At 34.1% G+C, this 15,541-nt stretch carries 6 protein-coding genes; 1 reads left to right on the top strand and 5 read right to left on the bottom strand.

The genetic code is table 11. The features are described from left to right. Window positions 1-29 precede the first annotated feature (29 nt). The 5 genes from DOS84_RS08850 to DOS84_RS08830 all read right to left on the bottom strand — a co-directional run bounded on the left by DOS84_RS08850 (window position 30) and on the right by DOS84_RS08830 (window position 13,740). Window positions 30-3,290: a VCBS repeat-containing protein gene (locus DOS84_RS08850; RefSeq protein WP_111410001.1), complete on the bottom strand. Its 3,261-nt coding sequence runs from the start codon at window positions 3,288-3,290 to the stop codon at window positions 30-32. Next, window positions 3,283-6,600, bottom strand: coding sequence for a VCBS repeat-containing protein (locus tag DOS84_RS08845; protein ID WP_111409772.1), 3,318 nt, complete (start codon window positions 6,598-6,600; stop codon window positions 3,283-3,285). Before DOS84_RS08845 ends, DOS84_RS08850 begins: the two co-directional genes overlap by 8 nt. 166 nt (window positions 6,601-6,766) lie before the next feature. Continuing rightward, the gene (locus tag DOS84_RS08840; protein WP_111409771.1) at window positions 6,767-8,296 is read right to left on the bottom strand and encodes a RagB/SusD family nutrient uptake outer membrane protein; all 1,530 of its coding nucleotides are present in this window, start codon (window positions 8,294-8,296) and stop codon (window positions 6,767-6,769) included. Window positions 8,297-8,307: 11 nt separating this feature from the next. Further along, window positions 8,308-11,295 (bottom strand): SusC/RagA family TonB-linked outer membrane protein, encoded by a 2,988-nt coding sequence (locus tag DOS84_RS08835; protein WP_243636343.1) that lies wholly within the window; start codon window positions 11,293-11,295, stop codon window positions 8,308-8,310. Between the two features lie 438 nt (window positions 11,296-11,733). Continuing rightward, complete coding sequence (locus tag DOS84_RS08830; protein WP_243636342.1) at window positions 11,734-13,740, bottom strand: kojibiose hydrolase; 2,007 nt, start codon at window positions 13,738-13,740, stop codon at window positions 11,734-11,736. A 178-nt stretch (window positions 13,741-13,918) separates the two neighbouring features. On the opposite strand from DOS84_RS08830, the gene DOS84_RS08825 reads away from it, so the two are divergent. After that, on the top strand, window positions 13,919-15,541 hold the full coding sequence (locus tag DOS84_RS08825; protein WP_111409769.1) for a glycoside hydrolase family 32 protein: 1,623 nt from the start codon (window positions 13,919-13,921) through the stop codon (window positions 15,539-15,541).

The following is a 15,541-nucleotide window of genomic DNA, read 5'->3' as shown; positions in this document are numbered from 1 at the left end:
TATATTATTAAATTTTGAATAGTTTTTTGTTAATTAGAACTCATCGGTAATTCGTAAACCTCAGCTTTCTTATTATTTATAGTAACCAATAAGTATTTTTTACCGTTAAAACGAATGACATCCACGTGTCGCACCGCTTTCTGGGTCAAGTCAATTCCTATTTGACTGCCTAAGAATATTGTTTTCTCATCTTTGATTAATGCTCCAGAGAATCCGTCAAATCGGCTGTGATAAGGTGTAACTCCAAAATAATTCCCAGCAGCAAAAACTTCTTCTTTTGAATCGCTATCAAAATTGGATTTCACAAAACTTGTAATAGGAGACACTTGCATTTTATTGGCAAAAGAAACAAAAGCAAATTTCCCGTTATCATTTCTCAGATAGCCCGATTTCAAGTTATGTACTTCATACAATTTCCCCTGTTCGAGCATTTTCATATCAAAAACTTCTTCAAGTGGTTTTCCTGCAAAAGATTTGTAACTGTTGAATTTCTTTTTCAGCAAACCACTAAACTCTTCCACTAGTTCATCAAGTCCTAATATTGTATAATATTTTCCGTTTTTTTCTTTGGCTAAAATTGTTTCATAAGTTCCATTTTTATCAAAATCATCGTAATACATTTTCATAGGAAATTCTTGCGATGCTTTAAACTTAGAATTCATTCCCCAGTTTCCTACCAAATAATCTTGATCTCCATCATTATCTATATCAAATGGAATAATCGATTGATACAAACCGTTGCTTTTTTCAGGAAAAACAGTTTCAGTTACATTAACAAATTTCCCCTTTTTATTAGCAAAAAAGGTCGGTTTCATCCATTCACCAACAACGATTAAGTCGACTTTACCATCTTTGTTGAAATCACTAAAAACAGCGTCAGTAACCATCCCAATACCTTCAAAAGTTTTCGCTTCCGCTAATGCAAATACCCCTTTATTGTTTTTTAATAAATAACAGTCTGAAGTACTTCCGAATCTATTATTCAATGAATTATTGCCAATAAACAAATCTAAATCTCCATCTTTATCATAATCAAAAGCTTTGACCACTGATGCATTTTGAGAAAGATCAGGCAAAACAGAATTTATCAATTGATTACCTTTGGCAACATATAATCGATCTTGCAAGTTCGAAGCATTTTCTCCACCTCCCGAAGCCACAAACAAATCATTTATTTTGTCGTTATTAAAGTCACCAATTACGGCAGAAGCATCTTCAAAAATAGAATCCTTTTCGATTTCGGAATATCCTTTTTCCGAAAATCCATTTGTGTTTTGAATATAAATTGCCGCTTTTTTTCCTTTCGATCCACCAAAAAAGATATCTTCTTTGCCATCACCATTTAAATCTCCAATTGCTGCCGCAGGTCCTCTATCGGAACGTCCGTAAGGAATTAATTTTTGGTATACAAAATCAATATAATCATTCTCCTGATGGGTAAAATCAATACCTAATCCAGTTTCAACTTTCTTAAAAACAGGAATAACGGTTGGATGCAATTTTTGATAATCAAATGCTTTTCTATTGGCATTTGCTTTTATGGCCAACGTTTGATCGCACTTGACATTTTTTAAGGTCTGATACGTTTTATCAGGCCAAATTACAACCAGAGAATCAATAACTGCAATTTTTCCATATCCAAAATGAAGCATCGGCTCTGACGATGATTGAAAACCTCTCGTCGTTTGCAATTCTTTGAATTGTTTTTTTCCTTTTGAATAAGAGATCACTTTGGCACCAATTCCATAAGTATTTTTCCCTGTAAATTGAAGTTTTACTTTTAAATAATGAGATTTGTTATTCGTTTGATTGATGTAAACCGATGCAATATCGTTGATGTTATTCGTTACCACATCCAAATCTCCGTCATTATCCAAATCGGCATAACCGCTTCCATTTGAAATTATGGAATCATTCTCAATCCATTGATCTGATTTGTTTACAAATTGAAGATCAGATGACCCTTCAAAAACAAAGTTGGTCACATTACCAGCTGGCATTTTTTTTAATGCCTCTTTGTCTAATAATTTCGTCGAGCCTATCTTCCTTTTGACCTGTTCATTCGAAAAGTACTTCACATAATCCAAATCATTTGGTCTTTTTGGAATTCCGTTACATACAAATATATCCTGTTCTCCATCTTGATTATAATCGGCGAACAAGGCACTCCAACTCCAGTCGGTTGCTGCCACGCCACTCAACAAGGCCGTTTCTGTAAAATGTTTTCCTCCTTGATTTATTTGCAACATATTTCGGGTATATTGATTATGATAACCATACTTTTCGGTTCTCAATTTCAACATTTGGACGTTATCGTCTCCCAAAGATGATTTTAAAACTTTCTCGTCTTCCGGAAGCATATCCAATGACATTATATCGGGAAAACCATCATGATTTATATCGGCTACATCTACACCCATCGAGAACCTACTGGTGTGACCAAAATAGCTTTTCAGACTTTCCGTAAAAGTTCCATCTCCATTATTGAGGTAATAATAATCGTCTTCGTGAAAGTCATTTCCGATATAAATGTCTGGATAACCATCTAAATTAAAATCAGAAACAGCGATACCTAATCCATAACCATTGGCTCCACCAAAAATTCCTGCTTGAGCACTTACATCAACAAATTTTCCATTGTCGTTTCTAAATAATTTATCACCGCATTCGTAGTTCCTATTATTTCGAATATTGGCGTTCCCAAAAGACAACTCTGAATGCACAGCATGATTTAACAAATACATATCCAAATCTCCATCTAAATCATAGTCAAAAAATGCCACCGATGTACTGTAATTATCTAGATCTAAACCGTACTCGGCTGCGCTTTCGGTAAACGTATTGTTTTTGTTGTTAATAAATAACTCGTTATGTCCTTCAAAACCATTAATCCCAACAACAGCACAGACATAAATATCGAGATAACCATCTCCATTTACATCTGCCATCACCGTTCCCGTGTTCCAATCGCTTTCGCTTTCAACTCCTGCTTTTTTTGAAATATCCTCGTATTTATTATTGCCTTTGTTGAGATACAATTTATTTTTCCCCTGGTTTGAAGTAAAATAAATATCTACCAAACCATCTTTATTAATATCTCCCAAGGCAACACCTCCACCATTGTAATAATAGAGGTAATCTAATATCGAGATGTTTTTTGACTCCAATAATTCATTTTTAAAAGTAATGTTGCTAGTGGCAGAATCTAATTTTTCGAACAAACGATCTTGTTTTTCCGAACAACTCAACATAAGCAATGCAACTATTCCTAAACTATAAAACTTATTCATTGCTCTTAAATATTTTTGGGGCATTATCATTTGTAACTGTCAGTATTGAAACTCCTTTGTTTTTATTCTTCAAAGTTTGAATGTGCTTAACTTCTCCTTTCAAAAAGAAACCTGATTGGTTATAAGGCAACCATGAATAAGAACCTGATTTGTTTCCTAAAAGCACACTTCCACAATTGGCATCCATTCTTCCGAATTGAGGTTTGAATTCATATTGATTCCCCCCCAGAACGAGATCAAAGATTCCATCTTTATTCACATCCGTTACAGAAATAGCATTTACGCATGAGAACTGAACTTCTTTTGGAAGCGCCTTAACCTGAAAATTGCCATTCCCTTTATTAATAGCAATTACACTTTTCTGAATCGTCGCAGTTTTCTGAATGGAATTATCAACTACGTCTTGAGCAAATATTTCTTGAAATGATTTTTTTGCATATTCAGCATAGCTCAAATTTTTCTTTTTTATCGAAGGAATTTGACCTGCTAATTCTTTTTTCAAATGCAAAGGCATATCTCTTCCATCGATAGAGCGTGTGGTTATTTGTTCAATGGTTCCGTTATTATCAAAATCATTTACAAACATTCGCATCGGATTTTTATCAGTAGCTTTATAGGAAGTATTGGTTCCTTTATTTCCTAAAACCAGATCCTTCTTTCCATCATTATTTAGATCTACGCAACTTACTGCGTTCCAAAAACCACTAAAATTGATCAAGTTAGATTTAAAATCAACCAAACGACGACCCGTATTTTTGAATATTCGAGGAGCCATCCAATCGCCAACCACAATTAAGTCTTTCTTCCCATCGTTGTCAATATCTTCCCAAACGGCGTCAGTAATCATTCCAACTTCATTCAGTTTGAAAGCTTTTTTATCGGTAGCATTACTGAAATTTCCTTTCCCATCATTTTCCAGAAACAATTGTTTTGGGTCAATTCCATATATCCCCGGCACGCTTCTACTCCCTACAAAAACATCCATATCACCATCGTTATCATAATCACAGGCGGTAATTACCGAAACATTATTATTGGTTGTTGGAATATTGGTTTTACTTTTAGTAAAGACACCTTTTCCATTATTCAAATACAGACGGTTTTTATAATTTGCCTGATCTGCTTTTTCATTTCCACCAGAACCTACCATTAAATCCTGATCTCCATCATTATCGACATCAAAAAAACTGGCGGCAGTGTCTTCGTAATCTGCATCGGCAACCAAATCAGTTTGCTTAGTAATCGAAAAAGTATCGTTGCCTTTACTCAAATAAATATTCCCTGACATTCCCTTGGCTCCGCCAATAAAGACATCATCATTCCCATCACCGTTAATATCCCCAACGGCAAGCGAAGGTCCTTCTTGAGATAGCATTTTGGAAATCAATCCTTCATAATCAAAATCAATGTAGTCATTTTCTTTGTGCGTCAAAAATGAGCTTGGCTTTTCAGAAAACAATGGTTTTACATTCGGTTTTTTGATAGTATAATTTAAAGTCGCGTCTGCGATATTCAAGTTAACAGTCGAATTATTAGCCACTTTTTTAATGGTTTGGTATTTACCATTTGGCCAGATTACTTGAAGTGAATCTATTTTTTTAGTTCCAATTCCAAAAGTCATCACATAATCTATCGAGGATTGAAAACCTCTTGAAGGAATTAATTCCTGTCTTAAGGTTTCTTTTCCAGAAAACAATTCGACAACACTTCCGATGGCAAATTTATTCTGGTTATCGCCTTTCAATTTTACTTTCACAAAATGGTTGTCTTTCTTTTTTTCCGAATTATTTTGAAAAACAAAAGCTTCTTGATTGACATTATTTACAATTAAATCAAGATCACCATCGTTATCTAAATCACCATAGGCAGCTCCATTTGAAAAACTAGGCGTATCTAATCCCCAGTTAGTAATTTCATTGGTAAAGGTTAAATCTTTATTATTTCTAAAAGCGTAGTTTGGTATTGGTGTACTTGGCATTTTACCAATAATGTTTTCCATTTGTTCTTTCTTGCCTGTAACCGCCATTCTTTGAATTATCCCATTGGCAAAAAAGTCCATAAAGTCCTGATTGGTCAAATCATTATTAATTCCATTACATACATAAATATCTTTATACCCATCATTATCCATATCAAATATTAAGGCTCCCCAACTCCAATCGGTTTTAGCAACTCCAGCATAATTTGCGATTTCAAGAAATTGATTATTTCCGTTATTCAACTGCAAAGTATTTTGCATGTATTGATAAAAAAAATCCAGATTTAATTTTCTTCTAAACAAATCGTAATTATCAAAACTCGTTGTGGTTTTCAAACGCTCATCACCTTCAGGCAACATATCGGTTACAAAAATATCCGGTTTTCCGTCATTGTTTATATCAGCCATATCAGCTCCCATGGAAGACTGACTTGTATGCGATGTCCAACCTTGAATTTGTTCACTAAAAGTTCCGTTTTTATTATTGATATACAAATAATCGCGTTCGTAAAAGTCATTTGAAATATAAATGTCCGGATACAAATCTCCATTAACGTCGCCAACTGTTACCCCAAGTCCAAAACCGATAAGGCTTCCATAAATACCCGCAGCTTCGCTTACATCAACAAATTTTCCATTATCATTACGCATCAACTTATCACCACCTCCTTTTAGAATATCACTAACCGCCCAATCTTTATCTCTTAATTCTCTTTTGTTGGAATAATTGAGACTGCTTACTGGAATAAAACTATTATTTAAAATATAAACATCTAAGTCACCATCCTTATCATAATCAAAAAAAGCGGCATGAGTGGTAATACCGGTATCGGCAAGATTGTACTCAGCTGCTTTTTCAGTAAAAGTCAGGTTTCCGTTATTGATAAATAATTCGCTTTTTCTTTTTGCATCAATGCCATTCCCAGCATTGCAAACAAAAATATCCAACAATCCATCACCATTAATATCAATCATTTCAACACCAGTAGACCAAGATTTAGATATCACAATTCCTGAAGATTTAGAAATATCTTGAAACTTGAAACTTCCTTTATTGAGATACAATTTGTTCTCTCCAAGATTTGAAGTAAAAAAGACATCCGATAAGCCATCGTTGTTAATATCTCCAATAGCCACACCTCCACCATTATAAAAATTTCGGTATTTGAAGATATTCATGTTTTTTCCGTTCTTAACTTCATTAACAAAATTAATTCCAGTTTCGGAAGATTCTAGTTTGGTAAATAAACTATTTTCATTAGCGCTATTTTCTTTGGAACAATTAGAAAAAATAATAATAAAAAGAGAAAATAGGACAACTCGATTGTGCATAATAATTGGTAGTATTTGGTTAGGGAATTGGCTATGTTATTACGGTGTAAAATATGCAATAATTAGTAATAAAAAAGTAATAAATATAAAAAATTAAATAAATAAAGAGGGTAATAAAATTACCCTCTTTATAACTAACTCAAAACAAAATGAAGTAAAAAAATTCTTAGTATCCAGGGTTCTGTTTAGCATTTTTATTAAACAATGCATCTGCTGGAATAGGATACAATGCATATTTTGGATCTGAAGCGATTGGTTTTAACTCTCTAGGTTCCAAGAATTTTCCAAAACGAATCATGTCATTTCTTCTCCATCCTTCATACCATAACTCTTTTCCTCTTTCTAGATAGATGCCGTCCAAAGTTGCTGGAGTAGATCCTGCTGGCAATTTAGCTCTAACATCAATCTCATCAAGAATTGTTTTTGCTGTTGCTGCTCCTCCTGTACCACCTCTTAAGGCAGCTTCAGCTTTCATTAACAAAGCATCAGAATAACGCATCAATACATAATCATTTTCTGGATTTCCTAAATTGGCATGATCTGGTTCGTATTTTTGAGTACGAATACCTGCAGTTTCCAAAGTAGGTCCACTTGTAATCATAGTTAATTCTTTTGTGAAAAATAGTGGATTACCTTTTCTATCTTTCAGAGGAGTAACTCCTCCTGGAGCATACATTTGTCCGTATTGAAAACCAATCGGATTACCATAATAAGTAATAATGTCTGGTGAGGTATGTTGTCTACGATCATCCGCAGCATCAAACCTATTGTAATATTCTGCAACAGTTGCAAAACCATTCCATCCATCAGGAGTTTGATTATAATGCATTCCCATTCTCCATCTTGATTGTATTCCTCCACCTGATCCTAACACATTTTTGGATGAAAATATAATCTCGTTAGAAGTATTGTTTGTTGGAGCAAAATTACTCCAATATTCAGTTGCCAAACTACTAGAAGTGATTGCATCAACATTTGAAATTACTTTATTCATATCGGCCGCATCAAAAGTGTAAGGTCCTGCTGCATTGTCTGCATTAAATACGGCTTTATTCAGATACAATTTAGCCAATAACAAATGAGCAGCATCAACATTAGCAATACTTGCATCGGTTGGATTACGAGCTGGCAACTTATTAACAATATCTTCTAGCTCGCTTATTACAAAAGCGGTAGCTTCTTTTCTTGTCCAATATTTAGGATCATCCGTAATCGCAGAACCCTCTTCTCTATAAGGTGCTTGACCAAAGAAATCAATTACATTATAGTAATAGAACGCTCTTAAAAAACGGGCTTGTGTTTTTTGGGACTCAGTAGATTGGTTGAAAATAACTAAGTTACAGTTATACACATTGGTCAACAATGAATTCCAAGCATTTCTAATTTCAACATTATCCGGTCCCCAAGTGTGGACGTGAAATTGTCTCCATTTTGCGTTGTCATCCCAGTCACCACCCCTTGTAGGGCCAACTAATCCGTCTCCCGACATTTCCTGTAATGTAAACATTTTGTCTTGATCCTGAAATCCTCTTAATCCTTCATAAGCGGACTGCAAAAAACTACCTGTATTCACATTTCCCCCATCACCACTTGTAACGAAACCGTCTAAAACTTCTTCATCTAAATTTGTACAACTCACACCAAAAGCGATTGTACCAACAAAAAAGATGCTTTTAATTATATTTATTCTTTTCATTTTTTTCTTAATTAAAATGTTACACTAACTCCTACAGAAAAACTCTTATCTTTTGGATATGATAAATAATCCATACCTGCAGAAGGAACTCCATTAAGAGCTTTATTAGTATCTACCTCTGGGTCAAATCCGGAATAGTTTGTAATTACAAATAAGTTTTCACCACTAACAAATAAACGTGCTGAACTTAATTTTATTTTATCCATATAAGCTCCTTTGAAAGTATATCCAACAGTTAAATTACCAAGCCTCAAGAAATCTCCACTTTCCAAATACTTAGTAGATGGTGAGTTTGGATCGCTTCCATTTTGAGGAGAACTTCCAACTTCTGGAGTTACGTTTCTACCACCATACAATGCACTTTTAAAGAAGTAAGCATTTGCAGTATTGTTATATAAGTAATGTCCGAAAGCGCCATAAAATGACATTCCTGCATCTAAACTCTTATAAGTAAAACTAGTTGAAAATCCAAGATTGATTTTTGGCAAAGGCTGTTTATCTAATAATTTTTTATCAGCATTTCCTAAACCTGTATCTGATCCATCTGCAGCAGCATAAATAGAATTTCCTGTTGCATCATATCCTCTAAATTCATAAAGAAAATAAGTATATAATGGATAACCATCTTGTATGATTTCAGCATTAGCTCCAGACAACCCTTGTCCATTAATACCTCCTGCCAGTAAAGAAACTGAACCAAAATTTGTCATTTTATTTTTCAAAAAGGCAGCATTCGCTGCAACGCTCCATGACATATCATCGCTATCAATAATTTTATAGTTCAAAGATACCTCAATACCATCATTTATTAAATTACCTGGCAAATTAACACTTCTGTTAGAAGCTGGACCCGGTTGAGTTGAAGCTTGTGGTACTGGTGCGATTAAATCTTCAGTATCTCTTTTGTAATAGTCTACCGAACCAGTCAAACGATTATTGAAAAAAGTAAAATCAGTTCCAATACCATATGAAGTAGTAGTTTCCCAACGCAACTCATTATTTGCACCTGAAACCGTTTGTGCAGAACCACCGTTTCCATAAATTGATTTTGAAACAGCTGAATTCACAGGAAATTCTTGATTACCTGTAATACCCCAGTTCCCTCTTACTTTAATATCATTTAAAATACCTTCTTTATTATTTACAATTTTATATGCTGCACCAACTGCAGGGAAATAACCCCATTTGTTATCCTCTCCAAGTTTTGTCGATCCATCAGCACGAATTGATCCATTAATAATTAAATTTTTATACAATGTAACTTCAGCTTTAGCAAAATAAGACTGTAATTCTATTCTGTTTTTAAAAGAAGTAGTCCTAAACTCCTGAGCAATACCCCCTTGAATATTGTCGACAAGCAGAGTTTGTTCTGGTAGATAACCATATCCTCTAGCATTAGAACCTTCAGTATCATAAGAATAATAAGAAAAACCACCCAATGCATTAAGAGATACATTGTCGCTGAAATTATTATCATAAGTCAGTGTGTGCTCAATTGTTTTATTGAACTTATTTATACCTGATATCTCTGCAAAACCTCTTTTTTTAACACCTCCGTTTGCATTATCATTCTTAATCAAATCCGTACTATTGATTAACATCGTAGGCAATAGCTGGCGTTTTCTTGTAGAACTAGATGATTCTACACCGAACAAGAATTTATATTTAAAATGAGAACCTAGTTTCAAAGTTGCTGCAACACTTCCTAATACTTTATTCGTAGCAGTATGATCATCATAGGAATTTAGCAATTGAACTGGGTTTAAATAATCTTCAGCAACAAAAGTATAACTACCATCTGGTTGGTATATTGGCAAAGTTGGGTTCCAATACAAAGCGGTACCAATTAAATTCCCAATATAACCAGCATCATTACTAATTAAAGTAGTTTGATCTTTAAGTCCTGCATATAATAAATTAGTGTCAATTTTAAGTACACCACCAAAAAAGTCATTTGAATTGGCAAATGAAGCGGTATATTTATCTATACCCGTGTTTTTTACAATTCCATCTGTAGAACTTGCACCCAATGAAAGTCTTGTATTAGAACTGTCAGACCCACTGCTTATAGATACATCATTATTAGAAGTGAATCCACTTCTTAAAATAGCATCTTCCCAGTTGTACGATCTAGATCCTTTATCTGGACCTCCGGCAGCTACAAACTCATCTCCGTTTAACAATCTAAAATCTCCAGACATTGTACTAAATCTCATTGAAGAATTAAATGTCAATGTAGGAACTTTTGTTTTTCCTTTTTTAGTTGTAATCACAATAACTCCATTTGCTCCACGAGATCCATAAATCGCAGTAGAAGAGGCATCTTTCAAAACAGAAATACTTTCGATATCATTTTGATTGATAAAATTCAAAGGATTTCTTGCAGAAGAAGACCCCAATCCTGCCACATCAGAACCACCTGACGAAACGTCTCCACCATCTAATGGAACACCATCCACAACATATAATGGATTATTTCCAGAACGAATAGATGAGTTACCTCTAATTCTTACAGAAACACCAGCTCCTGGCTCACCACTAGTTTGCGTTACTTGTACCCCTGACACTTTTCCTCTCAATAATTCTGATGGAGAAGTTGCTGATATGTTGTCAAATTGTTTTGAACTTAACATGTCTACAGCACCAGTTGCATCTTTCTTTTTTACAGAGCCATAACCTACAACTATAACTTCATTCAATTGGCTTTGATCTTGTGCCATTTTCACATTTATAGTGCTTTTACCCCCAACACTTACTTCCTGAGTTTTAAGTCCAATGTAAGTAAAAACTAAGACCGCGTCTGAACCCACATTCTTAATTGTAAATCTTCCATCAAAATCAGTTTGTGTCTCTGTTTTTGTTCCTTTTACTAATATCGAAACCCCAGGGAGCGGGCCACTCGCATCAGTCACCAATCCTGATATATCTTGCGAGTATATCAAGCTAGTACATAGCATGGTTATGAAAACCATTAAGCCTTTTTGTAGACTATTTTTCATACGTAATAAATAAGTTAGTTAATAATTTGGTTATTTGTTTAAAATATAAAGTCAAACATAGTTATTTTATTAAGAAAATTTTAAGAAAAACAAAACTATAACGTTGTAGTAAGACCGAAAACGTTTTCGATTTCGAAAATTGAGTGTTAAAATTTTAAGAAATAAAAATATATAATGGAATAAAAAAGTGTAAAAAAAACACATTTAGTTATTTTTAACCATTTTAATTGAAAAATTCAAAATTAAAAGAAAAAAACATTTATTTTAATAATTTTTTACTTACAATAAGACAAGTGATTAAATTGATTTGGTAGCAAAAACCACAAATAACTCATTTTGAATTAATTAACAAAAACTCTTAAGCATAAAAAAACCGCAAACCTTAAAGTTGTATTTTTTAGAGAAAAAAACTTTAAGATTTGCGGCAATAAAAAAAAATTATTTTATTGTAATTGTATTATTGTCAGGACCAATCCCTTTTATCGTTAAAGATTTCCATTGTTTAGGCAAAAGCCCTTGATTATACTTCAGTCCTTTATCCGTTTGCTCAACACCACCAAAACCATAAATAACTGCCTGAAGCATTGCGCCCGCACCAGTTGCAAAATAAGGATTATTGCTATTTGCCGATTCCGAGAATACTCCAAATGGAGGGCGACTATTAGGCAAATATGATTTTACAAAATAAGCATATGCCTTGTCCTTATCTCCTAATCTGGCATATAAAACAGATAATACTCCCGATGCCATCGCAGGACCATCTTTTTTATCAATTTTTTCAGTGTAATATTCTAAGTCTTTTTCGATTTGTTTTCGATCTATGATCACATGCAATGGATATGACAACAAATTAACATCAGCTTGTTTAATCATTTGTCCTTTGTATCCTTTGTAGTTTTGGGTAATTCCATTTTCAGAATGAATGATTAACTTATTCGAAACTTCTACCCACATTGGATTTATGGGCTCATTCAAAATGGTTGCCGCTTTAATTGTGTTTTTCAAAGCTTCTATAGCAGAAGCATTTGTAAACGCATTATCATCTACATGCTGTGCATATTCATCGGCTCCCACTACATTTAGAATAGAAAAACTTCCATTTTCATTTTTGATTACGCGACTTACCCAAAAATCGGCGGTTTCCCTAAGAACTTTGTAATTTTCTTTTAGCCAAGTTTTATCTTGGGTGTATGAGTAATAATTCCAAAAAGCAATAGCCACATCAGCAGTAATATGTTGCTCAAAAATCCCTGTCAAAGCCCAGGTTGGAGTAGCCTCCTCGCCCGTATCATCCGACTCCCAAGGATACATTGCTCCTTTGTAACCATAAATAGTCGCTTTTTGTTTGGCTTTTTCCAGTCGATCGAAACGATAGTCCAAACACGATTTGGCCATATCCGGTTGTAAAGCCAATAGTGTGGGATACATCCAAAGTTCACTGTCCCAAAAAATATGCCCATTATATCCTTGTGAAGACAATCCCATAGGAGCAATACTTTCTCTGGTTTCAGGACGATTGTAGGAATACAAATTAAACAAAGCAAATCGAACACGCTGTTGTGCATCCAAATCGCCTTCTATTTGAATGTCACCAGTATTCCACAATTCGGCCCAGGCTAGTTTATGACGATTCAGTAAATTATCAATTCCCTGTTGAAGGGCATAAATTGGTTGTCTTTCGGATTCATTCAACGGATCGTTAAAATCTTTTGACGTGCAAATTCCGCCAGCAATAGCAAATCGGTAAATTTTACCTTTTTGCAATTTCTTCGAAAAACCAACTTCATTCCCTGTTTGTTTCAAAACTTCAGTTTCTCCATCAAACAAAAAAGTCGTAGCAGCTGAAACGGTATACTTACCTGTTAATGTTTTAGCAGTTGTCCCAAAAACGGGCATCAAATACTGATTGTCTTTCAACACTCGAAACTGACTTTTTGCATCCTTTAATTCATCAGGCACAGTCATATAATTATTAGCCGCAATTTCGATGTCTTTTTTGGGAACAATAGTAACAATCGCCATAGCTGAATAAGGCACTGCTCTATTGGCCAAAATTGTATAATTGATAGTGGCAAAATCTTTAAACGAAAATGAAGTAGTACTTGTCCCTTCTTTCATATTGACAACCTGGCTCCAATTGGAGATATTGTCTGATTTGACTTCTTGTCCTTCTAACGTTAAATGAAGATTCAAAAACTCAATTCCCCGTACTATTCTGCTGATTCCGTTTTCGGGACTCCCATCGTACACTCCATTGAGGATTATTTCCTTGGTTTTTAGAGGTGTATCATCGGTTACAATACCAATTTTCCCATTAGCCATAGCCACACCAAAATAATTCTCTCTAGAATTAGCATACAAATGCCACTCATCTGATTTTTCCTGACCAAACATCGCTGAACCAATCATGAGTATGAAAAGACACCCTTTTACTTTTGAAGTCATATATTTTCTTTTTTTTAGTTAATCAAACTTAAAACATTTATTTTGTAACTCATTGAAATTTAAATCGAAAACGTTTTCGAAGCCTCGAAAACGTTTTCGATTTTTATAATTGGAGATAACTCAAAATTGAAGCCTAATTTTATAAATCGCAATTCATATAAAAGTAAAACATAAGACAATGCAATTGAAACTTCATAACCTATTATTCATTTTGGCACTAAATATAATTGCATTGCTCTTTTCCTGCAAAAAAAAAGAAGATAATAGCCCAATAACTATTTCTACCACTGAGGCAATTACAACAGATTCTACATCGTTTTACAAAGAATCCTTTCGTCCACAATTTCATTTTTCCCCCGAAAAAAAATGGATGAATGACCCAAACGGCTTGGTATTTTACAAAGGAACCTATCATTTGTTTTACCAATATTTTCCCGGAGACATTGTTTGGGGACCAATGCATTGGGGACATGCCACCAGTAAAGATTTAATTCATTGGAAACATCATAAAATCGCATTATTTCCAGATAAATTAGGTCTCATTTTTTCTGGGAGTGCCGTTATCGATATTAATAATACTTCAGGACTTGGCACTACCCAAAATCCGCCAATGATTGCCATTTTCACCTATCACAATATGGATTTTGAAAAAGCAGGGAAAATAAATACGCAATCTCAAGGTTTGGCTTACAGTCTTAACGAAGGAGAAACTTGGACGAAATACAAAGGGAATCCCATTATAGGAAACAACAATCTGAAAGATTTCAGGGATCCCAAAGTTTTTTGGAATCCAGAAACAAAACTTTGGAATTTAGCCTTAGTCGCTGGAGACCATGCCCAATTTTACAGTTCAAAAAATTTGATTGATTGGACGTATATGAGTCAATTTGGAAAAAACAGAGGCGCCCATGGTGGTGTTTGGGAATGCCCAGATATTTTCAAACTTAAAGTAGAAAATTCCGAAGAAGAAAAATGGGTTTTACTCATCAGTATCAACCCTGGAGCACCGAATGGTGGCTCTGGAACACAATATTTCATTGGTGATTATGATGGAAAAAGTTTTAAAACCAATCAAAAAGACATCAAATGGATTGATTATGGAACCGATAATTATGCAGGCGTGACTTATAACAATACTCCAAATAACGAACGCATTTTTATTGGCTGGATGAGTAACTGGCTGTATGCACGTAACACGCCAACCCAAAACTGGAGAAGTGCCATGACTTTGCCCAGAAAACTTTCACTTGAAAAAATAGGCAGTAATTATGTACTTAAAAACACCCCAATCCAACAATTAAAAACAATTAAAATTCCTGAATATTCAAAAGAATTACTATCCGTTCAAGCAAATAACAAAATAGCTTTTGAGTACAACCATCTCAATCAATCTCAATTTCATTTTAAAGCTTTAGCCAAAAATTTAAAATTAACGTTCTCGAATGAAGTCAATGACTCGCTAGTTCTTATTTATGACCACAAAATAAATTCTTTTTCGGTAGACAGAACCCATTCCGGTATAGTTAATTTTGAAACCGATTTTGGAAAATTGATTCATAAAACCGAAACACCAAATCTGACTACACCTACTTTAGAATATCAAATTATTCTAGATTGGTCATCAATAGAAATTTTCTTGAATGGTGGTGTTTATTCCTTTACAGAGCAAATTTTTCCCAATAAACCCTATACCAAATTAAGCATACAATCTAATGAAGACCAAGAAATTAAGAACCTAAGTATTGCTAAAATAAAAGGTATTTGGGAAACCAACTCTACATCCAAACCCTCTAAAAAATAA

The organism is Flavobacterium aquariorum, from assembly GCF_003254745.1.
GTDB lineage: Bacteria > Bacteroidota > Bacteroidia > Flavobacteriales > Flavobacteriaceae > Flavobacterium > Flavobacterium aquariorum.
The sequence above is the reverse complement of the archived record's forward strand: the minus strand, read 5'-3'. Positions and strand labels throughout refer to the sequence as shown.

Bases quoted from the DNA above. Each gene is read 5' to 3' on its own strand.
- DOS84_RS08850 (WP_111410001.1), bottom strand. From the start codon at position 3,290: ATGAATAAGTTTTATAGTTTAGGAATAGTTGCATTGCTTATGTTGAGT.
- DOS84_RS08845 (WP_111409772.1), bottom strand. From the start codon at position 6,600: ATGCACAATCGAGTTGTCCTATTTTCTCTTTTTATTATTATTTTTTCT.
- DOS84_RS08840 (WP_111409771.1), bottom strand. From the start codon at position 8,296: ATGAAAAGAATAAATATAATTAAAAGCATCTTTTTTGTTGGTACAATC.
- DOS84_RS08835 (WP_243636343.1), bottom strand. From the start codon at position 11,295: ATGAAAAATAGTCTACAAAAAGGCTTAATGGTTTTCATAACCATGCTA.
- DOS84_RS08830 (WP_243636342.1), bottom strand. From the start codon at position 13,740: ATGACTTCAAAAGTAAAAGGGTGTCTTTTCATACTCATGATTGGTTCA.
- DOS84_RS08825 (WP_111409769.1), top strand. From the start codon at position 13,919: ATGCAATTGAAACTTCATAACCTATTATTCATTTTGGCACTAAATATA.